This is a genomic window from Variovorax sp. LjRoot290, assembly GCF_964253985.1.
Classification (GTDB): Bacteria; Pseudomonadota; Gammaproteobacteria; order Burkholderiales; family Burkholderiaceae_C; genus Variovorax.
Map to the genome: position 1 here is coordinate 5,225,264 of NZ_CAXURW020000001.1, position 24,261 is coordinate 5,249,524.

Consider the following 24,261-nt stretch of genomic DNA (forward strand, 5'->3'; position numbering starts at 1 on the left):
CTATGACGACGCGGTGGAGATCCTCCACCGGGCAACCACCAAGGTTTCGATGTCATGCACGTGGCGCCCCGTCGCTCGCGCAACAGCCTCGCGGTAGGGTGGCATGTTGGTGCACTCGAGCACGATGTCTTCGACCGAGGGAAACAGATTCACAAGGCGCCGTGCGGCGTCGACCACGTTCCTGCGCGCTTCGACAAGATCGAGCCGATCTTCGTTGTTGAGTATGCGCCGGTGGAACTCGCATCCTGGCTCCACGCCCTGCACAGGCGTCGCCTCCGGAACGCCGACCGCCTTGAGAATGCTTGCGTTCAACGCAGCCGCGTCGAAGGTGACGATACCGGGACGCGCGAACTCCCGGCAATGCAACAGGCTCGAGGTGAAGACCGGCACGGGCACTGCTTCGGCCAGCGTGTTCTGGTAGGCGGCCAGGAAACCGCAACTGGTCGTGATCATCGCGGCACCCTCCTCGACCAGCTGCAAGGCGGCGTCGACGAATGGTCGAAGCAACGCGGGATCAGCCTCCTTCACGATCCGTCGGGGTGACGCGCCCTCGACAACCCGGAAACGAACCGGAATGCCGTTGCGGCTGAAGGTCTCCGGATTGCCGATGTCGCCAGGCGGCCGCGGGAACCGCGTATCGAGCATCAGAACACCGAGGAATCTGTCAGGGCTGGGGGTCATTTCTGGCTGGGATGGCTATGCGCTTTTCGAGACGGTGCTGCGACGATCGATCTTTCGACTGAGCACGATGGAGGTGTGTGTCTGGTTGATGCCGTCGATCTGACCCAGCTGATCGAGCAGCTTGTCCAACTGTTCAGGCGTTTCGCACCGGAGAAGGACCATGTAGTCGAACTGGCCGCTCACGGCCCAGACCTCCTCCACCTCGGGCAGACGCTCGAGCGCCTTGATGACCGCGGGCGCAGCCTTGGCGTTGACGCTGAGCCCGCAGAACGCTCGAACCGCCGCTTGCTCGAGCCGCTGGCCGAGGCGAACCCCATAGCCCGAGACGACGCCCTCCCGCTCCAGTCGCGCGATTCGCGCGACCACCGTGGTCCTGGCTATCTTCAGCTTGCGCGCCAGGTTGGCCGCCGGCTCGCGGGCATTGGCCTGCAGCAAGGTCAGAAGGTGGCGATCAAGGTCATCGAGTCGTAGGTCCATGGGCGGCCTTGCAGCGGAGATCAGCGATTGTGGCGCGGCCGAGTAGGTGCTCGTGGGTCTACAGGAAGCGCAGCGCCTCTTCGAGGCGCGACACCCCGATCGCGATGCCCGCCTCGTCCTGGCTGGCGAACGAGAGTCGAAAGGTCGCGTTGTCCGCTTCTTGCGCATAGAAGGCAGCCCCCGGCACAAAGAGCACACTGCGCTCGATGGCCGCCTTGAGCCATTCAGCCGTATCGACCCCCGGCGCACGCCCCCAGACGAACATGCCGCCGCCCGGCGCGGTGAACTCGATGCGGTTGCCCAACTGCAGGTTCAAAGCGCGCACCAGTGCCTTGGCGCGCTTGCCGTAGATGGAGCGCAGCCGGGGCAGGTTCTCGGCGAAGAGGCCCTGGGCCAGGTACGCAGCCGCGGCCGCCTGCGTCAGCGTCGACGCGTGCATGTCGTCGGTCTGCTTGGCGAGCACGCACGCGCGTCGCAGCTCGGCCGGCCCCAGCATCCAGCCGAGCCTCAGACCCGGCGCCAGCGTCTTCGAGAGGCTCGACAGGTAGGTCAGCACGCTTTCGGCGCCATCCACCGTGTGCCGCATCGAGTAGAGGGGCTGCGGGGGCGCCTGGTCGAACCAGAGATCCCCATACGGGTCGTCCTCGATCACGAGGCATCGATGCCGAACCGCCAGTTTCAGCAGTTCGCGCCGCCTGCCCTCGCCGAGGGTGCGGCCGCTCGGATTGCCGAACGTGGGTACGGTGTAGAGGGCCTTGGGCTTCAGCCGGATCAGCGCCCGTTCCAGATCCTCGAGAACGAGTCCCTCGTCATCGGTGGCGACCTGATGGATGGCTGCGCCTGCGAAGCGAAAGGCGGAGATCGCGGCCGGGTACGTAGGCGCCTCGACCAGGACAGTGTCGTCCTTGGACAAAAGCGTGCGCGCCAGCAAATCGATCCCTTGCTGCGAACCGCTCAAGGTCAGGACTTCGCCGGGTTCCACGGTGATACCGCGCGAATTGGACAGCCGCGCCAGTTCCGTGCGGAGGGCAATGGCGCCCTCAGTGCCGCCGTATTCGAGCGCGCTTGCGAATGCAGCTCCCGTCAGACTGCCGAAGATCCTCTGCAATCCGCCGGAATCCATCAGTTCCGGAGCCGGGTATCCGCCGGCCAGCGAAATCATCCCCGGCAGTTCCGTGAAGCGCTTCAACTCGCGTATCGGGGACCCCGGCGCATTGGCGTAGCGATCGTTGACGAATGAGATGTGGGGCATTTGCTTCCTTCAATCGAGCCGAACGTTCCCGAGCCGCCCTTGGGGGTCGAGCTGGGCATGAAGAGCGCCAGCCAGCGCGCGCGTCGGCTGATCGGTGAAGCACCGGTAGAACGCCTGGTTGTAGGGGCCGACTCCATGCTCGGCGCTGAAGCTTCCGTCGAACTCCTCGACGACAACTTGGTACAGCTTCGAGCGCAGCCGAACAATGGCATCGGCGCTGGTCTCCGGAGCAACGACGATGTTGAGATGCACCCCGCCGTCGCCCAAGTGACCGAAGTCGCACACAAGGGCGGACGCAACTTCGGCGGCGATCAGCTCCACGGAACGCGCGCGAAATGCGGCAAAGCGCGAGCGACTGACGGACACGTCGAAGGCGACGAGCTTCCCGAGCGCCTGCACCGATTCGCTGATGGCATGGCGGATCCGCCAAAGACGTTCTGGCTTGTCCACCACGGCGTCCAGCATCCCTGGGCGCTCGATCTGCGTCTCGAGCCAGCCCATAAGAATCGACTCCAGGTCGAGCCCGGAGGCCTTCGATACCGCGCTCGACACCTCCAGCAGGACGGCATACGGCGGCGCGACCGGGAAAGGGGCAGACACGCCCGGAAGATGCTCGACGGCTGCAGTCAACGCGCTGCCGGACATACCTTCGAACGCGCTCACGAACTCGCCGAGCGCATCCTCGAAAGAGCAAAGAAGCTCCATAGCCACTTCCGCGGAATCGACCGCAACGAGCGCAGCGGCGGTTTGCCGCTGAACAGGATGGAGCTTCAGCGTGGCATGAGTCACGACGCCGAAGGCACCGAAGGTGCCCGTCATCAGCTGGGTCCAATCGAGACCGGTATTGTTCTTGCGTAATCCGCGCGTCGATCCGAAACGTGCGCCCGGCGGATTCGCGAGAACCCCAGCAATGGCCAGCACGTTCTCGCGAACACCGCCATAGCGGATCAGTCTCGAACCTCCAGTGTTGGTGGCCGCCATCCCGCCAATGGACGGATCCGCACCGAGATCGATTGGAAAGGTCAGACCATGCTCGGCGGCGGCGCGGTTGACGTCCGACAGCCGGTACCCGGCAGCCACGACCGCGCTTCGATTGACCGGGTCGATCTCCAATCTGTCTCGCAAGCGCTGTGTGGACAGCACCCATTGCGTGCCGCTGCCGCTCGGCGTAGCCGCTCCGACGAGGCCCGTGGCAGCGCCCTGGACAACGAAGGAAGCATCTGCGCCGACGAGTTCCTGGACCACCCATGCCAGCTCTTCGGCGCTTGCCGGCCGCACCACGGCACGCGCGATGCCCCGCCCGTGTCGAGCGGAGGCTTCAAATGGCGCCTTGTCGCCCGCGTCCGTCAGAAGTCCCTGCACACCCAATCGGCTGGCCAGCCTGTCGATGAGGCCATGGTCCGGTGCTTGCGCCGCAACGGAAGAATGATGGGTTTCCGAGTTCATGGCGTTCAGTTCGACGCCATGACCGGTACGTTGGCCAGTTCGCGCCTGCACTCTTCGAGTGAGGCTGCTTGCGCGGCCTCGTACAAGGCGAACTCGTTCATGACGCTCGCGCCCAACGCGGTTTCGAAAGCTTCCCGGTTGCCGCCGGCGACGTAGTGCGCGGCTCCTTCCGATCCCAGGTTCGAGCGGAAGATGCCTGCGGCGCTGACAGGGAGGAAGTCTTCATACACAAGCGGCTCCGCACGCACCAGGCTCTGGTCCAGAAGCTCGTCGACGCTCGCGTTCGCCGATACCGGCCTCGAACGGACCAGGTTGCGTCGGTCGACCGAATAACGGAAATATGCAAGTCCCGCCCGCTGCAGCGCCCGTGCATCATCCGGGAAGGCTTCGAAGACTCGCGCCAGAGCCGATGCCCTCGACCCTGCATCGCGCCCGGCCTCCAAAGAAGCTTTCAATAGATCGTCATAGAGCGCACGCCCTTTGGGCGTGAGCGCGCAACCGCGCTGTTCGATCTCGCCGAACCGGGCCGTGTGGGTGCCGTCAGCGCCTTCGGCTCCCTGGAAGCGGATCGGCTCTTCCAGGGCGAGAAAGCTCGTTTGGCGCAACAGGATCGGGCACTTGCGCTTCGGCGGACCTTCGATCGCGTCTTTCGCACGGATGCCCTTCTCCAGCATCGCCGCCTGCGCCTGGTCGATGTCGAGCACGCGGGGGGTCAGATGGTTGATATGCGGCCCCTTGAAACACACCACATCGGCGATGAGCGGATGCGACGCTCTCAGCTGCCGATAGGTCTCGATGTCGACGGTCGCCTCGCTGTGCCAGCGAAAGGTCTCGAGCGCCTGCGCGACGAACTCTTGCGTGTCCCGGCCGGACAGGCCGCCATCGCGCTCCGCGCGGTCAATGAGCTCGAGGCAACGCGGCGTGAAGATGCTGCGCCCGACGAGGATCTTCGCGGCACGCTCGCGCAGTGCGGCGTCGCCGATCAAGTCCAGGCGCAAGAGCGACGTGAACACCCGGAAGGGGTTTCGCTTGAGCGAAGAATCTTCGACGGGACGGAAGGCTGTCGCGTGCACCGGAACGCCGGCCACCGAAAGGTCGTAGTAGCCGACCGCTCGCATGCCCATGACGGCGAACAAGCGGCGCATGACCGCGAGTTCCTCGACGGTCCCGAGACGAATCGCGCCGTGACGCTCCACGTCCAGGCGATCGAGCTGGCCGGCCTCACGCAGGCGGTCGGCGAGCTCTTTGCTCTCTTGCAGCACCTCGGCATTGATATCGGCGACGAGATCGAGCAGAGCACCGTACTGAGGCACCTCGGTCTTGTACATGCCGGACAGTGCCCGCGAAAACAATGTACGGATGTCGTCGGGTTCCACAAAAGCGTTCGTCTTCATGGGCGGTTCCTGTGAAGAATTCGGAGGGGCAACTATCGTCAAAAGGGCGAGCGATTGATAGCGATATGTTGGAACGATTTCATGTCAAAATGGAATCAACTCGCTCGGAAGGCGCGCACGCTGTATATGGGGCAGCCCTTCAACCTATTGCGCATTGATCATCATGTTCAGACGAGAATTTCTTCCCTCCATGGGGCAGCTCATGGCGTTCGAAAGCGCTGCGCGCCATGCAAGCGTTTCGCGCGCAGCACAGGAACTCCATCTCACGCAAAGTGCGATCTCGCGCCAGATCAAGCAGCTGGAGGATCAGCTCGGCACAGCACTCTTTCATCGCGTGCGTCAGCGCATCGTGCTGACGGATGCGGGCCGCGTCTATGCGGCGGAGCTGCGCGCAGGCCTGGAGACAATGTCGAACGCCACCCAGCGCGTGATGACCATGGGCGGCATCGGCGAGGTTCTCAATCTGGCCGTGCTGCCGACGTTCGGGACGCGATGGCTCATTCCCCGGATGAGGCGCTTCGCTGCGCTGCAGCCTGGCGTCACGGTCAATTTCGCGTCAAGAACGGAACCCTTCGACTTTGCGCGCGAGCCCTTCGACGCGGCCATCCACTTCGGCGTCGACTTCTGGCCGGGCGCCTCCTGCGATTACCTTCTCGGCGAAAGCGTCGTCCCTGTTTGCAGTCCTGAGTTCAAGCGCCGCAGCGGCATTCACACCCGCGAGGATCTTGCGGGTCAGTGCCTCCTTCACCAATCGTCGCGGCCCATGCAGTGGGCGGAATGGTTCGAGCAGGTCAAGATCGCGGCGCCGCATGCCATGCGCGGCCCGCGCTTCGAGCAATTCGCAATGCTCGCGCAGGCCGCGGCGAATGGACTCGGGGTGGCGCTGGTACCCAAGTTTCTCGTCGAGGAAGAGCTCGCATCCGATCGATTGATCGTCCTGTTCCGTGAGGCGCTGATCACCCAGCGGGCCTACTACGTCGTCGTTCCAGAGACCGGCGCAGAAAATCGCCTTGTGCTGGCATTTCGGGACTGGCTCGTTGGCGAGGCCGCCGCGGCGCGGCCGCGCGGCCAGACGAAATCACGCGAGCCAGCTGCGGCCGTCGTACGCTGAAACCTCGATGGCGCGGCCCGCTGTCGCGACCTCGTCGACGCAATTCAGGTTCACGTTCACCTGTTCAGGCGCCGAGCGCGGGTTGCAGTGCGTGTGGATGCCACAGTGCCGACAGAAGTAGTGATTGGCGCGTAGCGTGCCGAAGCGATACACGGACAGCTCGTCTGCTCCCGACTTCAGAACGAAGCGCTCCGCCGTGACCCGGTGATGCAGTGCAGCCTTGCGCACGCAATAGCTGCAGTTGCAGCGCACACCCTTGGTGAGATCCGAAGAAAAACAGAAGCGGACCGCACCGCAGTGGCATTGTCCAGGGTGCCAGGACAGTCGCGCCTCCACGCTCATGCCAACGCAGCGTTGGCAGACTCCGACGCCTTGAATCGCCCGAGAAAGGCGCGCGTCGATTCCTGCCGCGGGTTGTCGATCACAACGCTCGGCGGGCCGCATTCCGCGACAACGCCGTCGCGCATGAAGATCACCTGATCGGCGACCTCTCGCGCGAAGCCGATCTCGTGCGTCACCAGGATCATCGTCATGCCTTCTTTGGCCAGGGCCTTGATGACGTTCAAGACTTCCCCGACCAGTTCCGGATCCAAGGCCGAAGTGGCTTCATCGAACAGCATGACCGTTGGCTTCATGGCGAGTGCTCGCGCGATCGCGACGCGCTGCTTCTGTCCGCCGGAAAGCTTGTCCGGGTAGTAGTCCGCTCGGTCCAGCAAACCCACCTTGGCCAGCAGCGCGCGCGCCTCGGACTCGGCTTGCGCCTTTGGCGTCTTGAGGACGGTGACCGGGCCTTCCATGACGTTCTGGAGGGCCGTCATGTGCGGAAAGAGATTGAAGTGCTGGAACACCATCCCCGTAGACGCCCTGAACCGCGCGAGCTTTCGCTCGTTGGGCAGCGCCGTGTGCGCGCCGTTGAACTCGATCGTCTGCTCGCCCACCGTGATGCGGCCACCGTTCGGGATCGACAAAAGATTGATGCAGCGCAGAAGTGTCGACTTGCCGGACCCGGACGGCCCGATCATCGCGACCACCTGACCACGCTCGATCGCGAGCGTGATGTCCTTCAGGACCACGTTCTGTCCAAAGGCCTTTTTCAAGTTGGAGATTTCGATCAGGGGACGGGACACTTCACACCTCCTTCGGGCCAGCGCCGAATTCCATGCGTTTGGCCCAGATCGTGATGGGCAGCAGAACCGCGAAGTACGTGATCGCGATGAAGGTGTAGATCTCCAGAGGACGGTAGGTGTCGTGTGCGATCACCTGACCTTGATACAGCAGGTCGGGGACGGCCAGTACGGAGAGCAGCGAAGTATTCTTCAGTTGCATGATGGATTGGTTCATCAGCGGCGGGACCATCTTCTTGAACGCCTGAGGAAGGATGACGCGTCGCAGCAGTTGCAGGCGCGTCATGCCGAGCGCCTTCGCTGCCTCCGTTTGTCCGGCGTCGATCGAGATGATCCCCCCGCGAACGATCTCCGAGTAGAAGGCGCCGCCATAGAGCGTCAGGCAGAGCGTGGCGGCCACCATGGCCGACATCTCGATGCCGGTCAGAACAGGCAAGGCGTAGTAGAACCAGACAAGCTGAACGAGCACGGGCGTGCAGCGGAACACCTCGATGTAAGCGCGCAGTGGCGCGGTCAGCAAGGGACTGCTGGAGAGCCGGCCCAGGCCGGTCACCAAGCCAACCAACAGCCCCAGGATGACGCAGACCACCGTGAAGATCAGCGTGTACATCAGGCCGCTGAGCAACAAGCCCCGGTACTTCCACAACACGGCGAAGTCCCAGTCATACCCTGCTGCCCCGGGGACCGGACCACCGCCGGAGAAGTGCTTCATGGCCGCCCAGATGCCAGCAAGGGCGAAAAGCACCAGGAGCGCTATGCCAAGTTGAGAACGGCTCTTCGGCTCGTTCGAGGTGTCCGCGTAGTCCATGAGAGTCTCCTCAGAACTTGATTTCAGGCGGGAATGCGCTTGCGGGAACGCCTGCGAGCTTCTCCATGTTCTTGAGGATCACGCCGCGGACTTCGCCCTTGCCGCGAACTTCGGACAACCAGGCGTTGACCGCCTTCTGCATGCCCGGATCCGACTCCTTGCGCAGGCCGATGCTCACCGGCGCGGTGTAGACGGGCTGCGGGATGTGCATGGTGCCGATGGAGCCGCGCTTCGCGAGCAACGGCTGCGCCAGCAAGATCACGAGAATCTGGCAATCAGAGCGTCCCGCTTGCAGGGACATCGTGGCGGCGCCCGAGTTTTCCAGGCGCGTGACCTCAGCCTTGGGCAGCACGCGCGTCGCCAGTTGGTCATGACTCGAGCCGACGTCCACGACGATCTTCGTCTCGGGCGTGTTCAGCTGCTCCCAGGTCTTCTGCGGAACGCCCTTCTTGCAAACCACGGTGTAGGTGTTGTCGAAGAGCGTCTCGGAGAAGTTCACAACTTCCTTGCGGGCCGGCGTCGGCGCCATGCCGAACATGGCATCGATCTTGTTGGATTGCAGGTCGAGCACGGCGTTGCCCCAGGTGGTCTCGACGTACTCGACCTTGGCCCCGAGCTTTTGTGCAAGGCTTTCCGCGAAGTCCGGTCCGAAGCCTTCCCACTTGCCACTGCTGATGTCCTTGGCGAAATACGGAACGGCGCCGGCAACCGCACCGACGCGCAGGACCTTGGTTCGTTGCACCCTTGCCAACGAGCTTTCAGGCTCTTGCGCGGAAGCCGAACCGAAAGCGCAGACGGTAGACACGGCCACGAGAGCGCGGAAGAAGTTTCGTTTGGTAAACACGGTATCTCCAAGCAAGAAGCTCGCCATTGAAAAAAAGGAAAGAACGCTTTCCAGCTCGGGATGAAGTCTAGAAGTCAGTGCTGTCACAAACAACGTGGCACATCGTCAATACGACGAAAATCTATCGTCATACCGACAGCGTTCTCGGCGAAACGTATGCTATCTCGCCTTTCCGCGGTTTCTTAGCCGCTGACTGCCGCAACGGGCGCGCAGGCCGACTTCAGACCTAAAGCTCATCAGCCTCGGCGATCTTGCGTTCGGAATGCGTCTGCGATGGACAACTTGAGGCGCGTGGTGCACCAGTTGCAAGCGGCACGAGGATCTCAACCGCGACGCATCCAGCCAATCGGGAAAAACGCGAGTGGGGCGCTGCGTGCTCACACACGCTCAACCTCGCACGCTGGCAACTCGACGAACACCCTCGTCAGTTTGACGAAGCGGCTGGCTCTTTCGACGATCTGCTCTCTACCATCTGTCAAGACTCGCTTCTACATTTTCATTCAACGGGCACACATGCTCACTGGGGAATGAAATGACGAAGCTGCAGATCGACAACGTTCTGGTTCTGGGTGCTGGCAAGGTCGGCAGCACGGTGGCGGACATGATCGCGGAGTACCACCGCTTGCCGGTCACGCTCGCCGATGTGAAGCCGGGTCGCGGTGTTGAGAGCGACACGTTGGTACGCCGAATCGCGCTCGACGTTGAGAGCGCGAAGGATCTGGGTGCGGCGCTCTCGGCCCATTCGGTCGTGATCAACTGCCTGCCCTTCTACCTCGCGCAGCGCGTGGCCACCGAGGCTGCAAGGCGCGGCGTCCACTACTTCGACCTCACCGAGGACGTGGCTGCGACAAAGGCCATCCGAGAGATCTCGAAGGATGCGACTTCGGTCCTCATGCCGCAGAGCGGCCTGGCGCCCGGCGTGATCGGCATGCTCGGAGGCTACCTGGCCAGCCGCTTCGACGAGCTCTACGACCTGCGTCTGCGCGTCGGCGCCCTGACGCGCAACGCAACGAACAGCCTGCGGTACAACTTCACGTGGAGCATCGACGGCGTCATCAACGAGTACTGCAACCCGTGCGATGCCATTGTCAACGGCCAGCTCGTATCGGTGCAACCGATGGAGGGACACGAGACCTTCACGCTCGACGCAGAAGCGTTCGAAGCCTTCAACACGTCGGGCGGCCTGGGTACGTTGTGCGAGACCCTGAAGGGGAAGGTCAGAAACCTCGACTACAAGACCATCCGCTATCCGGGGCACCGCGCGGCGATGGACTTCCTCTTGCACGACCTGCGCCTGATCGAGCGCCGCGACCTGCTGCGCCAGGTGCTCGAGCACGCCGTCCCGCACAGCCGTGAAGACGTCGTGATCCTGTTTGCCTCGGCGTCCGGCCTGCGCGACGGCCGCTTCGAACAGGAGACGCGCGTCGGACGTGTGTTTGGTGCTCCGCTGCGCGGAAAGGACCGCACAGCCATCGAACTCACCACCGCCGCTGGCGTTGTCGGCGTGTTCGAGTTGCTGCAGCAGGGAAAGCTTCCGGCGCGCGGCTTCGTCGGCCAGGAGCAGGCCCCGCTCGAACAGTTCCTCGCGACCAGGGTCGGTCACTACTACAAGGGCCTCGGCGTCTCGTCCGCCGCCAGCGCGGCCACAGGCGAACCCGCGCACGCCTGATCAGTTCTTCGGCGGTGCCGGCATCGGGTCGGCACCGCTGCCCTCTTTCGCAATCCAAAAGTGGAGCTTCCCATGCGTGGTGCAGATGTGCTCGTGCAAATGTTGATCAACTACGGCGTCGACGTTCTCTTCGGCGTCCCCGGGGACACGAACGTTCCCTTCTATGAGGCGCTCCAGCGCCGCACGGGCGATATCGAACACGTGATGGCGCGCGACGAGCGCTCCGCCGGGTACATGGCCGACGCATACGCGCGCCTGACCGACAAGCCGGGCATCTTCGAGTGTCCGTCGGGAGCCGGCGCGATGTACTCGCTTCCTCCGGTTGCCGAGTCGAACGCCTCCTCGGTGCCTGTCATTCTCCTGACGATCGACCTCCCGCTGCCGGGCGAAGGCCGCGGCATGATCACCGAACTCGATTGCGCGAAGCTGTTCGAGCCGGTGACGAAGATGTCGGTGCAGATCAAGTCGGCGGACAAGCTCCCCGAGATCATCCGGCGCGCGTTCCGTGTCGCCTGCTCCGGAACCCCCGGTGCAGTGCACCTGCAGATCCCGGAGGACATGCTGCTCGCCGAGATCGACCCGAACACGATCTCGCTGCACGCCGAGCCCGAGTGCAAGACCTTCCCTGCATTTCCGATGGCGCCGGCTCCTGGAAAGCTGGACGAACTCTTCGGCCTGCTCAAGGCGGCGCGCAAGCCGCTGTTCGTCGCAGGCGGTGGCGTGAACCGTTCGTGCGCCGGAAGCGCTCTCACCGACATCGCGGCCAGGCTCAACGTTCCGGTCGTCAACACGATCACCGGGCAGGGCTCCTTGCCGGACGACCATGTCCTGGCCATCGGCGTCATCGGCGACAACGGCTTCCACCCCCACGCCAACCGCGCCCTGGAAGAGTCCGACCTGGTGATCTTCGTCGGCTCGCGGATGGGCTCCGTGGTCACGGTGGGGTGGACCTTCCCGAAATCGACGCTGAACAAGCGCGTGGTGCAGATCGACATCAATCCCGAGCGTCTCGCGAACAACTACGAGAACCTGCTGTCGATCGCCGGCGATGCGCAGCTCGTTCTGCAGCAGATGTTGAAAGAGACTCCCGTGGACTTCGACACGTCGAAGCACCAGAAGTGGGTCGACCACCTCAACGAGTACCGTTCGAATTTTTGGGAGCATGCCGAGTCGGTGCTGTCCCTGGACGACGTGCCGCTGCGGCCCGAGCGCGTCGTTCGCGAGTTCAACAAGCGCCTGGAGAAGTACGGCAAGGCCGTCCACATTCTTTCGGACGCCGGCACGCCGACCCCCTACATGACCCGCTTCCTGCGGATCGGCGATCGTCGCACTCGTTTCGTGATTCCCCGTGCATTCGGTGGCTTGGGTTCGGCCATCCCGGCGGTGGTCGGCGCCTGGTACGCGGACAAGAACCGGCGGCCGATCGGCATGTTCGGCGACGGCTCCTTCAACATGACCGTAGGCGAACTCGAGACGCTGGTGCGCAAGAAGGTCCCCGCGCTGATGATGCTGTTCAACAATGGCTGCTTCGGCTGGATCAAGGGGCTTCATCGCCTGAAGGGTCACGACGAGTGCTTCGGCGTCGACTTCCTGCCGCCGCGCGGCCAAGCCATTGCGGAGGCCTTCGACATCAAGGCCTGGACCGTCACGACGCCGGACGAGTTGATCGCGGCGCTGGACGAAGCTTTCGAATACGACGGCCCTTGCCTCATGGACATCCGCGTCGAATCGCTCGCCGATCGAGTGCCGCCAGTCTATTCCTGGCTCACCAAGAAGGGGCTCGACCCCCTGGCGCTGCAACCCGAAGACGTCGCCTACCTGTAGACCCGTGGGCGCGCGCAGCCGCACGCCCAGTTGCCGATGAGTCGAGGAAACAACATGAGTGAACTGCTGTCCGTCTTCCAGCGCTGCGGCATCGAGCCGGGCGAATACCAAGGCGGCTCGCTTGCCGTGCGCTCTCCCGTTGACGGCGCCGAGCTGGCCCGCCTGCACGAGACGCCAGCGTCGCAGATGAACGAGATCATCTCCAAGTCCAAGGCCGCCTTTCTCAAGTGGCGCACCGTGCCGGCCCCCGTGCGCGGCGAACTGGTGCGCCTGTGGGGCGAGGAGTTGCGCCAGGCGAAGAAAGACATCGGCTACATCGTCTCGATCGAGGTCGGAAAGATCATCGAAGAAGGCCAGGGCGAGGTTCAGGAAGGCGTCGACATCTGCGAGTTCGCGCTGGGCCAATCGCGGCAGCTTTGCGGCAAGACCATCGTGTCCGAGCGTCCTGGCCATCGGATCATGGAGCAATACCATCCGCTGGGCCCGGTCGCGGTCATCACCGCGTTCAACTTTCCGAGCGCGGTGTTTGCGTGGAATGCAGCGCTCGCCCTGGTGTGCGGCGATCCGGTGATCTTCAAGCCGTCGGAAAAGGCACCGCTGTCGGGGCTCGCCACATTCAAGGCGCTCGAGCGCGCCATCGCCCGCTTCGGCAACAAGGCGCCTGAAGGACTGGCCCAGATCGTGATCGGAAAGGCGCCACTGGCCGAAGCCCTGGTCGAAAGCCCATCGATTCCGCTCATTTCGGCGACTGGATCCACGCGGATGGGTCGCGCCGTCGGCCCCAAGGTCGCCAGCCGGTTCGGCAAGCGCATCCTTGAACTCGGCGGCAACAACGCCATGGTCGTCACGCCGGCGGCAGACCTTGACATGGCGCTGCGTGCCATCCTGTTCGGCGCTGTCGGCACCGCGGGGCAGCGCTGCACGTCGCTGCGCCGCCTGATCGTTCATCGCTCCGTCAAGGACGCGCTCCTCCAGAAGCTGTTGAAGGCCTATTCGACACTGCGGATCGGAAATCCCCTGACATCCGGCACCTTGGTCGGCCCGCTGATCGACGAAGACGCCTACAACGCGCTGCAGAAGTCGATCGCGGCCGCCAAGGAGCAAGGCGGCAAGGTGTTGATCGGCGGAGAGCGCACGCTCGAGCAGGAGTTTCCGAAGGGGTTCTACGTGCATCCAGCCATCGTCGAGATGCCAGAGCAAACTGCCATCGTGCGTCACGAGACCTTCGCCCCCCTGCTCTATGTGCTGACCTACGACGACTTCGACAACGCGATCGAAGTGCACAATGATGTGCCGCAGGGCCTGTCATCCTGCATCTTCTCGAACGACATGCGCGAGGTCGAGACCTTCATCTCCGCAGCCGGCTCGGACTGCGGGATGGCCAACGTCAACATCGGGCCGAATGGCGCCGAGATCGGCGGCGCCTTCGGTGGGGAGAAGGAAACCGGCGGCGATCGTGAAAGTGGCTCCGATTCCTGGAAGCAGTACATGCGTCGCACCACCAATACCATCAATTACTCGACCGAACTGCCTTTGGCCCAGGGCATCAGCTTCTTCTGAGCTCAACCGGCGCTGCGCCCCTCTTCCTTCCCTTTCCTCAACGCATCCGAAATGGAGTCGATCATGAAGCGTCGCAATTTTGTTGCTGGTTCGATGTTGGTGGCCTCCGCCGCCCCGTGGACGGCGGCGTTCGCGCAAGCGAACGAATCGACTTGGGAGCGTGTGACGCGCACCAAGGTCATGCGCGTCGGCGCCGTGGATGGCGGACTCCCGTACTACAAGAAGGATCTCGTGAGCGGTGAGTGGCTCGGCTGCATGGCCGACCTTTACCGCGGTCTGGCGAAAAGCATGGATGCAAAGCTCGACATCACACCGACCAGCTGGGGCAACTCCGTGCTCGAACTGCAGTCGCAGAAGATCGATATCTTCTTCGGCCTGAATCCGACGCCCGCACGCCTGGCGGCGATCGACTTCACAGATCCGATCCTCAATATCGCATTCACCGCAGTGTGCAGAAAGGGCTTCACGCCCAAATCCTGGGCAGATCTCGATCAGCCCAACATCAGGATCGTGGTGGACAAGGGCTCTTCGCATGACACCCTCGTCACGCGGCTACTCAAGAGCGCGAACATCACGCGCCTGGAAAGCGCGGTTGATGCGACGCTCGCGTTGCAGGTCGGTCGCGCTGACGCTCAGATCCTTGTCTTGCCGTTGGCCCTGAGCCTGGCCAGCAAGAATCCCGCGGTGGGTCAAGTGGTCATACTGACGCCCGAAGAAAATGCGACCTCTAACGGCGGCGTTCGCAAGGAGGCCGACTCGAGGTGGCTCAAACATGTCAATGGCTGGCTTGCCGCCGAACGCGCAAGCGGCAACATTCGCAAGATCTTCATCTCGAACCTCAAATCTGTCGGGGGCGTCAGCGAAGACAAGATTCCGCCCCAGATCAAGGTCTGACCGTCGGGGCCCATGGTCTCAGCAGAAAACGGACCGCGTTTGACCTTTAAAGATCACGATCACACATCATGAAAATCCAAAACATTGAGGTACACCTGCTCGAATCGCCCATCAAGATGAAGCGTTCGCAAGGTGTCGGAAGCATTGCCGCCTCCATCAAACGCGTGGTGGTCCGTGTTCGAACCGACCAAGGCATCGATGGCATCGGCGAAGGGCAGGCATGGGAGGTTTTTTCGGGAACCAACGAGAACCTGTTCCATGGGATCGCGCAGTACTTGCGGCCCGTGCTCTTGGGCAAGGATCCACGCGATATCCCACTGCGCATGATGGAGTGCGACCGCGCGCTGGTCGGTAGCCCAGAAGCGAAGGCGGCCGTGGAAATGGCGCTGTTCGACATTTGCGGCAAGGCGGCTAGCGTGCCCCTGTACGCGTTGATCGGCGGCAAGGTAAGGGACAAGATTCCCTTTTCCTTCTCCATCGCCAATCCAGACATCGACGCCGACATCGAGCTGGCAAAACAGATGCTGTCCGATGGACATCACATTTTCAAGATAAAGACTGGCTTCGCATCGCATGCCGAAGACATGCGCAGGCTCTCGCTACTTAGAGAACATCTTGGCTTCGAATTCGATCTCCGGATCGACTACAACCAGGGTCTTCAGCCCTACAACGCGCTTCAGCAGCTGCGCGATGTCGAACAGTTTAAGCCCACTTTTATCGAGCAACCGGTGCCGCGAGATGCCATCGCGGCGATGACGCAGATCGCGGCGGCATTGGACACGCCTGTCATGGCCGACGAAAGCGTATTCTCGCCGGCCGAGGCGCTTCGCACTATCGTGGAGCGCGCCGCCGACATCATCAGCATCAAGCTCATGAAAGCCGGCGGAATTGGCAAGGCCATGAAGGTGAATGCGGTGGCCGAAGCTGCAGGTCTTCCATGCTACGGCGGCACGCTATGGGAGGGCGGCGTCGCGCTCGCTGCGGCTTCTCATTTCATTGCCGCGAGCTCCAACGTGTCTTTGGGCTGCGAGTTCTACATGCCCAAGTATGTCTTCCAGGAGGACATTCTTGTGCAGATGACACCGGCCGAAGCAGGGCACGTGCATGTGCCGAGCGGCCCGGGAATCGGCGTCGAGATCGATTGGAAGATCGTAGAAAAGCAACGCATCGCGCTCGCCGCGTAAATGTGGATATCAGCGCACGCAGCGAGATCGCGCCATCCGGCGCCATGGACCGGCTGCCGCTGGCGCAGGCCATCACGGTCGATTGATCCGACTGCGCCCTGCGCCGCCGGCATGCAAACTCGGATGGATCTGTTCACCCGATGAAAAACACCGTTGCCATTCTGGGCGCCGGCATCGTTGGCGTGTCATGCGCGCTCGAGCTGCAACGGCGGGGCCACGACGTGACGATCTTCGATCGCGTGGCGCCAGGTCGCGAGACCTCGTACGGAAACGCCGGCGTCATCGCACGCAGCTCGCTGATGCCCTTCAACAATCCCGGGCTGTGGGCATCTCTTCCAAAGCTGTTGAAGAACAATTCGGCGCAGTTCCGCTACGACCCACTGTTCCTGGCAAGGAACCTGCCTTGGGCGCTGGGCTTTCTTTCCAGCGCGCGCTCGAGTGTCTTCAACGAGACCACCGCCGCGCTCGACGCATTGATCCAGCTCTCGACCAAGGAGCACCAACGCTTGCTCGCCGAGGCGGGAGCCGCACACCGATTGCGCGCCAATGGCTGGCTTTTTCTCTATCGAAGCGAACAGGGCTTCGACGGCAGCCGGCTGTCTCGCGACACCTTCGACAAGTTCAGCATCTCGACACAAGCGCTCGATGCGCAAGAGCTTTCGGACCTCGAGCCTGATCTGAAGCATCTTTTTCCCCGTGCACTCTGGATCAAGGACACGTCCTCTGTCGACAGTCCCGGCCGAGTGGTGGAAGCGTACGCGAAGCTTTTCGTCTCACGAGGAGGACGGATCAAGCAGGCACTCGTCGGCGGACTTCGCCGGGCGGCTGCAAATGACGCGTGGCAGATCGTCGAGGAGGACGGCAGAGCCCATGAGGTCTCTCGGGTCGTGCTCGCCCTGGGACCATGGACCAAGGAATTTGCCAGGAAGTCGCTCGGCATATCGGTGCCGATGGCGTTCGAGCGTGGCTATCACATGCACTATGGCGCCGCCGGCGGCGCCACGCTCGGTCGCCCGATCTACGACACCGGAGGCGGGTATGTGCTTTCACCCATGGAGCAAGGCTTGCGCTTGTCCACCGGTGTGCAACTCACCGCGCGCGATGCGCCGAAAAACCTGATCCAGCTCGAACTCGCAGAACGATCGGCACGGGAAGCTTTTCCCTTGGACGGACGGCTCGAAACAGACCCTTGGCTCGGGAGCAGACCCACGCTTCCGGACAGTCGGCCGATGATCGGTGAATGCCCTCGACATCCCGGCCTGTGGCTCGCGTTCGGCCATCAGCACATCGGCTTCAGCACCGGCCCCGGCACCGCCTCCTTGCTGGCGTCCATGATGGTCGGCGAAGCTTGCGCCTTCGACCCGGCGCCATTCCGGCCTTCTCGTTTCATTCACTGAGGACAAGTGCGGGCCCTGCGCTCGCACGCCCGGTCTTCTATGGCATTGCCGGGTGCCAAGCCTGCATCCAGATCGCCATCCCGTCGAGCAGCTCTTCCATCACCTCGCCGTCGTCGCGGCCGGAGCGCCGGGGCACATGAAAAGAGTGGTCCGCATGGGCGACCTCCATCAGCGACCCGCAGTCTCCCAGTTCCTCGACTACCGAGCGAATCCTGCCGAGCTCGGCGAGCTTGTCCTCGGTGCCTTGAATGAACAGCATGGGCAACTGCACGTCGAACAGATGCGCCGCGCGTTCGGTCGAAGGCGCCCCTGCCGGATGCAGTGGAAAACCCAGAAAGACGAGGCCGGCCACGCCGGGCAGCGGCGCCAGCGCTTGCGCCTGCGATGTCATTCGGCCGCCGAATGACTTGCCGCCGGCGAAGAGGCGGAGCGCGCCGAACATCTCGGAGGCCCGCGTGGCAGCGGCCCGAACCGCGGCATGGGCAACGCGAGGTGAATCGGGACGCTTGCTGCCGAGCTCCATGTAGGGGAACTGGTAGCGCAAGGTTGCGATCCTTCGTGCGGCCAAGCCGTCCGATACCGCGCTCATGAACGGATGCGCCATGCCCGCACCCGCGCCGTGAGCGAACACGTAGCAGGCAGTCGGATCAGCCGGCGCCTGCACGAGCGCGGAGACGCTCACGCTGCCGTCGACGGGAATGGAGATCTTCTGCGTTTCAGGCGTCATGCAGAGTGGGAGGGAGTTGAACCCCAAGTATGCAGCGCACCGCCCCTACCAGCGCAGCGCCGCCGTATGAACCGGCGCATCCCACAGCGACACCAGCTCGTCGTCGAGCAGGGTCACGGTCAGCGAGGCGCCCGCCATGTCGAGCGAGGTCGTGTAGTTGCCCACCAGCGATCGAACGGGCTTGAGCCCCTCGGCAGCGAGCCGCCGGTTCGCCGCATGGTGCAGCAGATAGAGCTCCATCAGCGGCGTGCCGCCGAAGCCGTTGACGTGCAGCAGCACCTGGCGCCCGGCCTGGGCCTTCAGATCGCCGAGGATCGCATCCATCAGCGTGCGCACGATCTCGTCGGCCGGCATGTGGGCCGCACGCCGCCGCCCCGGCTCGCCGTGGATGCCGACGCCGATCTCGATCTCGTCGGGTCCGATGTCGAAAGTGGGCCGCCCGGCCGCCGGCACCGTGCAACTCGTGAAGGCCACGCCCATCGAAGCCGTGGCCGCGTTCACGCGGTCGCCTAGCGCCTTGCACTCGGCCAGCGTCGCGCCCTGCTCGGACAGCGACCCGACCATCTTCTCGACGACCAGCGTGCCGGCCACGCCGCGGCGGCCGGTGGTGTGGGTTGAGTTCTCCACCGCCACGTCGTCGTTGACCAGCACGGTCGCGTTCTCGGTCTCGAGCATCTCGCTCGCCATCTGGAAGTTCATGCCGTCGCCGGCATAGTTCTTGACGATGAAGAGCACGCCCTGGCCGGCTTCGGTGGCGGCCGCGGCGGCCAGCATCTGGTCGGGCGTGGGGCTGGTGAACACCTGGCCCGGGCAGGCCGCATCGAGCATGCCGCGGCCGACGAAGCCGGCGTGCAGCGGCTCGTGGCCCGAGCCGCCGCCGGAGATCAGCGCCACCTTGTTCGCGCTGCGCTCGCGCCGGGCGACGAAGGTGGGCTCGAACTCGACGCGCAGCAGCTGCGGATGCGCCTCCACCATGCCGGCCAGCGCCTCGCGCAGCATCGCGTCCACGTCGTTGACGAACTTCTTCATGCGATTTCCTTCCATGTGTCGCACACCGCGGTAATGGCGACTTCGCAGGTCTTCGAGCCCGGGTCGATGTGGCCGAGCGCGCGTTCGCCGAGGAAGGAGGCGCGTCCCTTGGTGGCGGTCATGTCGCGCGTGGCGAGCATGTTGCGGTGGGCCTCGGCCGTGAGCTGCTCGCACACCTGCGGCAGCGGCGTGTTTTCTTCGGCGAGGCGTTGCAGCAGGCGCGAGACCGGGATCAGCACGTCGAGCATGGTCTTCTCGCCGAGGTCGGCCTTGCCCCGGCTCTTGATGGCCTCGACGCCATCCGCGAAGGCGGCGGCGAACTGCCGGCGGTCGGGCTCGTCGATGCCGGCGAGGATCTTGCCCATCGCGATGAAGAAGCTCGAGATCAACGGACCCGAGGCGCCGCCGATGGTCGACAGCAGCTTCAGGCCGATCTTGCCGAAGGCCGCACCGGGCGCGAGCGGCGCCAGCTCGTCGCGCATCGCCATCAGCACATCGCAGCCGCGGCGCACGTTGATGAAGTGGTCGCCGTCGCCGATGGCGCGGTCCAGCGATTCGATCTGGCTCTCGTTGGCGAGGATCGCCGCCTGCACGGCTTCCAGCGCGTCGATGATGTGTACCGTTTTCATGAGACTTCCTGGATTCGGGGTGCGGCGATGCGGCATCCGGCCGCATCGAAGAAAAGACAGCGCTCGGCGGGAAAGCCGAAGCGCGCCTCGGAACCCGGCGCGAGCGGCGCGTCGAGCATCACGCGCGCATGCACCTCCACGCCCTGCCGCTCGGCCACCAGCTGGTGCTTGACCAGCGAGCACTCGATGACCTGAAAGCCGGCCGCCTCGCCCTCCGGCGAGAGCAGCACGTCCTCGGGGCGGATCGCAACGTGCGCGGTGCCGGCCGGCGAGCGGCCGTCGAACCATTGCGCCGGCAGCACGTTGATGGCCGGCGAGCCGAGGCGCTGCGCCACCGGCAGCGTGTGCGGGTCGCCGTAGACCGCGAGCGGCGTGCCCACCTGCTGCAGCACGCCGCGTTCGAGGATGCCGATGCGGTCGGCCATGGTGGTGGCCTCCACGTGGTCGTGCGTCACGTAGATCACGGTAGCGCCGGTGCTGCGCTGCAGGCGCCGGAGCTCGACGCGCAATTCCTCGCGCAGTTGCGCATCGAGCGAGGAGAGCGGCTCGTCCATCAGGAACACGCGCGGCCGGCGCACCAGCGCGCGGCCGATGGCCACGCGCTGCATCTCGCCGCCCGAGAGCTCGGTGGCGCGGCGCGTGAGCTTGGCCTCGATGTGCAGCATGGCCGCCACTTCCTCCACCCGGCGCTTGACCTCGGCCGGCTCGCTGCGCCGCAGCGGCGAGCGCAAGGGGAAGGCGAGGTTGTCGAAGACGGTGAGATGCGGGTAGAGCGAGTACTGCTGGAACACGAAGGCGCAGTCGCGGCTCGCGGGCAGGCTGTCTGTGATGTCGTGGCCGTCCATGCGGATGCGCCCGGCATCGGGACGCTCCAGGCCGGCGATGAGGCGCAGCGTGGTGGTCTTGCCGGCGCCGCTGGGGCCCAGCAGCACGAGGAATTCGCCGTCGGCGACGTGGAGGCTCAGCTCCGTCACCGCCTTGACCTCGCCGAAGGCGCGGCTCACGCCGCTAAGTTCAATGCTGGCCATGGCGCAAGGCCTCCCGGTGGTGGCGCGTGGTCGCGCTGGCAAGCAGCTGCTCGGTGCCGGCGTCGAAGAGCACGATGCGCGCGGTGTTGAAGCCGATGGCGACACGGTCGCCCAATGCCGGCCGTTGCGACTTGTCGATCAGCGCCTTCAGCGCGCCGGCCGCGGTGGCGAGCTCGGCGATCCAGTGGGAGCCGAAGTACTCGACATGCCGCACCTCGGCCGCGAGCCCTTCGCCCGGCGCGCCGACCTGAACGTGCTCCGGCCGCACGCCGAGGACCGCCGCGCCGGCGCCTTGCTCGATGCGCGGCACCGTCACCGGCAAGCCGGCCAGCGAGACCGCGTCATCGCCCGAGCGCACCGCGCCCGAGATCGGCACGAAGTTCATCGGCGGCCGGCCGATGAAGCGCGCGACGAACATGCAGCTCGGAAAGTTGTAGATGCCGCCCGGCTCGTCGGCCTGCAGGATCTCGCCCTGGTTCATCACGACGATGTGGTCAGCCAGCGCCATCGCCTCGTTCTGGTCGTGCGTGACGAAGACGGTGGTGGTGCGCAAGCGCTCGTGCAACTTGCGCAGCTCCACGCACATCAGCTCGCGGAACTCGGCGTCGAGTGTGCCCAGCGGCTCGTCCATCAGGAAGGCCTGGGGCTGCCGCACGATCGCGCGGCCCAGCGCGACGCGCTGCCGGTCGCCGCCCGAAAGCCCGCCCACCCGCGCGCCGAGCAGGTGCTCGATGCGCAGGATGGCCGCGACATCGGCTACGCGCCGATCGATCTCGGCGCGCTTCAAGCCTTCGTTGCGCAGCGGGAACTCGAGGTTGCCGCGCACGCCCAGGTGCGGGTAGAGCGCGAAGAGCTGGAACACCATCGCGATGTCGCGTTCGCGCGGGCGCAGGTAGGTCACGTCCTGGCCCGCGAGCGTGATCGAGCCGGAGGTCGGGAACTCGAGGCCGGCCAGCATGCGCAGCGTGGTCGTCTTGCCGCAGCCCGAGGGGCCGAGCAGCACGACGAACTTGCCGTCTTCCAGCGTCAGTGTGGAGTCGCGCACGGCGACGAAATCGCTGAAGCGCTTGTGCAGCTTTTCGATGCGGATCTCGGCCATGTCAGTGCAGCTTTCCGGCGACCGTGTAGCCCGCGACCCCGGCCAGCAGAACGGCGAAGGACCAGCTGTAGATCTCGAGCGACCAGGGCTGCATCAGCATCGCGAGGCCGAGCCCGATGAGGGCGATGCTGGCGGGCTCCCAGCGCGCGCGGGACAACCAGTTCTTCTTCATTTCCGAATCGCTCCGAAGGTGATGCCGCGCAACAGGTGCTTGCGCAGCAGCACGGTGAACACCAGCACCGGCAGCAGGAACAGCGTGGTGCCCGCGGCCATGGCCGGCCAGTCGAGGCCGCCCTCGCCGATGATGGTCGGGATGAAGGGCGGCGAGGTTTGCGCCGTGCCGCTGGTGAGCAGGAGCGCGAATGCGTACTCGTTCCACGCGAAGATCAGGCAGAAGATCGCGGTGGTCGCGATGCCGGTGGCGGCCTGCGGCAGCACCACCTTGATGAAGGCCTGGAAGCGCGTGTAGCCGTCGACCATGGCGGCCTCCTCGTACTCGCGCGGGATCTCGTCCATGAAGCCCTTGAGCAGCCAGACCGAGAGCGAGAGATTGACCACCGTGTAGAGCAGGATCAGCCCGAGGTGCGTGTCCGACAGGCCGACCGCGCGGTACATCAGGTAGATCGGGATCGCCACCGCGATCGGCGGCATCATCCGCGTCGACAAGATGAAGAACAGCAGATCGTCCTTGCCCGGCACGCGAAAGCGCGAGAAGGCATAGGCCGCGAGCGTGCCCAGCACCACCGACAGCAGCGTCGAGCCGAAGCCGATCAGCACCGAGTTGAGATAGCGGTCCGAGAAGCGCGAGGGCCCGGCCAGGATCATCTGCTGCTCGCGCACCAGGCCTTCGTACCAGGTGGCCGGTGGCGGCAGCGCGGCCAGCTCCTGCGCGCCCACGCGCGAGCGGGTGGTGAAGAGGTTGACGTAGCCGATCAGCGAAGGCTGCGTGATGACCTGCGGCGGATAGGCGATCGCATCCTGCGGCGTGCGAAAGCTGGTCAGCAGGATCCACACCAGCGGGATCAGCGAGATCAGCGCGTAGCCGATCACGACGATGCCGGCGAAAGCCTTCGCGCGCGGCGTCGGGTCGAGCGGGCTGTGGACGGCGTTCTTCATCGCTGCTTCACCCGATCGAGGAATCGCACCGTCACGAGCGAGAGCCCGTAGATGGCCACGAAGAGGATGATGGCCAGCGCCGAGCTGTAGCCGGTGCGCCATTTCTCGAAGGCCTCGCGCTTGAGCTTGATCGACGCCAGCTCGGTCACCGAGCCCGGGCCGCCGTTGGTGAGCTGGTCCACGAGGTCGAACATCTTGAAGTTCTCGATCACGCGGAACAGCACCGCGAGGATGATGAAGGGCATCACCATCGGCAGCGTGATGCGCCAGAACTTGGTCCACTCGCTCGCGCGGTCGATCTCGGCGGCTTCGTAGAGATAGGGCGGGATCGAGCGCAGGCCAGCCAGCAGCAGCAGCATCACGTAGGGCGTCCACATCCAGGTGTCGACCAGCACGATGGCCCAGGGCGAGAGCTTCGTATCGCCGAGCATGGTGAAGGTGCCGGGCCCGCCGAAGAAGTTGACGATGTAGTTGAAGATGCCGTACTGCGGCTCGAAGAAATACTTCCAGAAGGTGCCGACCACGGCCGGCGCCAGCATCATCGGCAGCAGGATCGCGGTGCTCCAGAAGCTGTGCGTGCGAAAGCGCCGGTTCAGCATCAGCGCCAGGCCGAAGCCGAGCAGCAGCTGCAGCGTGATCGAGCAGGTGAGGAAGTGCGCGGTGGCGCGCATGTTCTCCCAGATCGACTCGTCGTTGAGCACCCGCGAGTAGTTACCGATGCCGACCCACAGCACCTCGGCGCCCGGCCGGTTGGCGCGGAAGTTGGTGAAGGACAGCCAGATCGTCCAGATGAGCGGGAAGATGTTGAAGGCCAGCAGCAGCAGGATCGTCGGGCCGACGAAAAGCCATGCCAGCGCGCGGTCGGAGAGGCCTTGGCCGGGCACCCTGCCGCGAACGGCGATGCCCGGCTCGGCGCGAACGGTGGTGGCCAACGGTAGGGCGCTCATGGTCGGCTCCGCCGTCTCACG

At 64.4% G+C, this 24,261-nt stretch carries 24 protein-coding genes; 7 read left to right on the top strand and 17 right to left on the bottom strand.

What is annotated here, in order from left to right; translation table 11 throughout:
- From ACSQ9A_RS25810 to hglS, 5 genes are all read right to left on the bottom strand, one after another.
- Nucleotides 1-681: an aspartate/glutamate racemase family protein gene (locus ACSQ9A_RS25810; protein ID WP_436305765.1), complete on the bottom strand. Its 681-nt coding sequence runs from the start codon at nt 679-681 to the stop codon at nt 1-3.
- Nucleotides 682-696: 15 nt separating this feature from the next.
- Nucleotides 697-1,158: an Lrp/AsnC family transcriptional regulator gene (locus ACSQ9A_RS25815; RefSeq protein WP_436305766.1), complete on the bottom strand. Its 462-nt coding sequence runs from the start codon at nt 1,156-1,158 to the stop codon at nt 697-699.
- 58 nt (nt 1,159-1,216) lie between these two features.
- Nucleotides 1,217-2,347 (bottom strand): PLP-dependent aminotransferase family protein, encoded by a 1,131-nt coding sequence (locus tag ACSQ9A_RS25820; protein ID WP_436305767.1) that lies wholly within the window; start codon nt 2,345-2,347, stop codon nt 1,217-1,219.
- Nucleotides 2,348-2,419: 72 nt separating this feature from the next.
- Nucleotides 2,420-3,856, bottom strand: coding sequence for an FAD-binding oxidoreductase (locus tag ACSQ9A_RS25825; protein ID WP_436305768.1), 1,437 nt, complete (start codon nt 3,854-3,856; stop codon nt 2,420-2,422).
- A 5-nt stretch (nt 3,857-3,861) separates the two neighbouring features.
- Complete coding sequence (gene hglS, locus ACSQ9A_RS25830) at nt 3,862-5,250, bottom strand: 2-oxoadipate dioxygenase/decarboxylase HglS (RefSeq protein WP_436305769.1); 1,389 nt, start codon at nt 5,248-5,250, stop codon at nt 3,862-3,864.
- A 163-nt stretch (nt 5,251-5,413) separates the two neighbouring features.
- On the opposite strand from hglS, the gene ACSQ9A_RS25835 reads away from it, so the two are divergent.
- The gene (locus ACSQ9A_RS25835; protein ID WP_436306364.1) at nt 5,414-6,361 is read left to right on the top strand and encodes a LysR family transcriptional regulator; all 948 of its coding nucleotides are present in this window, start codon (nt 5,414-5,416) and stop codon (nt 6,359-6,361) included.
- Here ACSQ9A_RS25835 and ACSQ9A_RS25840 read toward each other — a convergent pair.
- The 4 genes from ACSQ9A_RS25840 to ACSQ9A_RS25855 all read right to left on the bottom strand — a co-directional run bounded on the left by ACSQ9A_RS25840 (nt 6,329) and on the right by ACSQ9A_RS25855 (nt 9,224).
- Nucleotides 6,329-6,703: a GFA family protein gene (locus tag ACSQ9A_RS25840; RefSeq protein WP_093108341.1), complete on the bottom strand. Its 375-nt coding sequence runs from the start codon at nt 6,701-6,703 to the stop codon at nt 6,329-6,331. The two genes, ACSQ9A_RS25835 and ACSQ9A_RS25840, sit on opposite strands and share 33 nt — an antisense overlap.
- Complete coding sequence (locus ACSQ9A_RS25845; protein WP_436305770.1) at nt 6,700-7,488, bottom strand: amino acid ABC transporter ATP-binding protein; 789 nt, start codon at nt 7,486-7,488, stop codon at nt 6,700-6,702. The genes ACSQ9A_RS25840 and ACSQ9A_RS25845 overlap by 4 nt, the downstream gene beginning before the upstream one ends.
- Before the next feature lies 1 nt (nt 7,489).
- Entirely contained in the window at nt 7,490-8,197 is a 708-nt protein-coding gene (locus ACSQ9A_RS25850; RefSeq protein ID WP_244503918.1) for an amino acid ABC transporter permease, read from the bottom strand.
- A 106-nt stretch (nt 8,198-8,303) separates the two neighbouring features.
- On the bottom strand, nt 8,304-9,224 hold the full coding sequence (locus ACSQ9A_RS25855; RefSeq protein WP_436305771.1) for a transporter substrate-binding domain-containing protein: 921 nt from the start codon (nt 9,222-9,224) through the stop codon (nt 8,304-8,306).
- 445 nt (nt 9,225-9,669) lie between these two features.
- On the opposite strand from ACSQ9A_RS25855, the gene ACSQ9A_RS25860 reads away from it, so the two are divergent.
- From ACSQ9A_RS25860 to ACSQ9A_RS25885, 6 genes are all read left to right on the top strand, one after another.
- Entirely contained in the window at nt 9,670-10,806 is a 1,137-nt protein-coding gene (locus ACSQ9A_RS25860; RefSeq protein ID WP_436305772.1) for a saccharopine dehydrogenase family protein, read from the top strand.
- A gap of 72 nt (nt 10,807-10,878) precedes the next feature.
- The gene (locus ACSQ9A_RS25865) at nt 10,879-12,630 is read left to right on the top strand and encodes a thiamine pyrophosphate-binding protein (protein WP_436305773.1); all 1,752 of its coding nucleotides are present in this window, start codon (nt 10,879-10,881) and stop codon (nt 12,628-12,630) included.
- Between the two features lie 54 nt (nt 12,631-12,684).
- The gene (amaB, locus tag ACSQ9A_RS25870) at nt 12,685-14,190 is read left to right on the top strand and encodes an L-piperidine-6-carboxylate dehydrogenase (protein WP_436305775.1); all 1,506 of its coding nucleotides are present in this window, start codon (nt 12,685-12,687) and stop codon (nt 14,188-14,190) included.
- 63 nt (nt 14,191-14,253) lie between these two features.
- Nucleotides 14,254-15,084 carry a transporter substrate-binding domain-containing protein gene (locus ACSQ9A_RS25875; RefSeq protein ID WP_436305776.1) on the top strand — a complete coding sequence of 277 codons (831 nt, stop codon included), beginning with the start codon at nt 14,254-14,256 and terminating at the stop codon, nt 15,082-15,084.
- A gap of 68 nt (nt 15,085-15,152) precedes the next feature.
- On the top strand, nt 15,153-16,268 hold the full coding sequence (locus tag ACSQ9A_RS25880; RefSeq protein ID WP_436305777.1) for an enolase C-terminal domain-like protein: 1,116 nt from the start codon (nt 15,153-15,155) through the stop codon (nt 16,266-16,268).
- 140 nt (nt 16,269-16,408) lie between these two features.
- Nucleotides 16,409-17,665 (top strand): NAD(P)/FAD-dependent oxidoreductase, encoded by a 1,257-nt coding sequence (locus ACSQ9A_RS25885; protein ID WP_436305778.1) that lies wholly within the window; start codon nt 16,409-16,411, stop codon nt 17,663-17,665.
- 37 nt (nt 17,666-17,702) lie between these two features.
- On the opposite strand, the gene ACSQ9A_RS25890 is transcribed toward ACSQ9A_RS25885, so the two are convergent.
- The 8 genes from ACSQ9A_RS25890 to ACSQ9A_RS25925 are packed head-to-tail and all read right to left on the bottom strand — an operon-like array spanning nt 17,703 to nt 24,240.
- Nucleotides 17,703-18,392 (bottom strand): alpha/beta hydrolase family protein, encoded by a 690-nt coding sequence (locus ACSQ9A_RS25890; RefSeq protein ID WP_436305779.1) that lies wholly within the window; start codon nt 18,390-18,392, stop codon nt 17,703-17,705.
- Nucleotides 18,393-18,437: 45 nt separating this feature from the next.
- Nucleotides 18,438-19,421, bottom strand: a complete 984-nt coding sequence (dhaK, locus tag ACSQ9A_RS25895) for a dihydroxyacetone kinase subunit DhaK (protein WP_436305780.1) — start codon at nt 19,419-19,421, stop codon at nt 18,438-18,440.
- Entirely contained in the window at nt 19,418-20,050 is a 633-nt protein-coding gene (gene dhaL / locus ACSQ9A_RS25900; protein ID WP_436305781.1) for a dihydroxyacetone kinase subunit DhaL, read from the bottom strand. The genes dhaK and dhaL overlap by 4 nt, the downstream gene beginning before the upstream one ends.
- On the bottom strand, nt 20,047-21,078 hold the full coding sequence (locus ACSQ9A_RS25905) for an ABC transporter ATP-binding protein (protein ID WP_436305782.1): 1,032 nt from the start codon (nt 21,076-21,078) through the stop codon (nt 20,047-20,049). Before ACSQ9A_RS25905 ends, dhaL begins: the two co-directional genes overlap by 4 nt.
- On the bottom strand, nt 21,065-22,177 hold the full coding sequence (locus ACSQ9A_RS25910; protein WP_436305783.1) for an ABC transporter ATP-binding protein: 1,113 nt from the start codon (nt 22,175-22,177) through the stop codon (nt 21,065-21,067). Before ACSQ9A_RS25910 ends, ACSQ9A_RS25905 begins: the two co-directional genes overlap by 14 nt.
- Before the next feature lies 1 nt (nt 22,178).
- A complete protein-coding gene (locus ACSQ9A_RS25915; RefSeq protein WP_170855626.1) occupies nt 22,179-22,349 on the bottom strand; it encodes a hypothetical protein in 171 nt (56 codons plus the stop codon).
- Nucleotides 22,346-23,293, bottom strand: a complete 948-nt coding sequence (locus ACSQ9A_RS25920) for a carbohydrate ABC transporter permease (RefSeq protein WP_093108327.1) — start codon at nt 23,291-23,293, stop codon at nt 22,346-22,348. Before ACSQ9A_RS25920 ends, ACSQ9A_RS25915 begins: the two co-directional genes overlap by 4 nt.
- Nucleotides 23,290-24,240, bottom strand: coding sequence for a carbohydrate ABC transporter permease (locus ACSQ9A_RS25925; protein ID WP_093108492.1), 951 nt, complete (start codon nt 24,238-24,240; stop codon nt 23,290-23,292). The genes ACSQ9A_RS25920 and ACSQ9A_RS25925 overlap by 4 nt, the downstream gene beginning before the upstream one ends.
- Nucleotides 24,241-24,261: the final 21 nt, after the last annotated feature.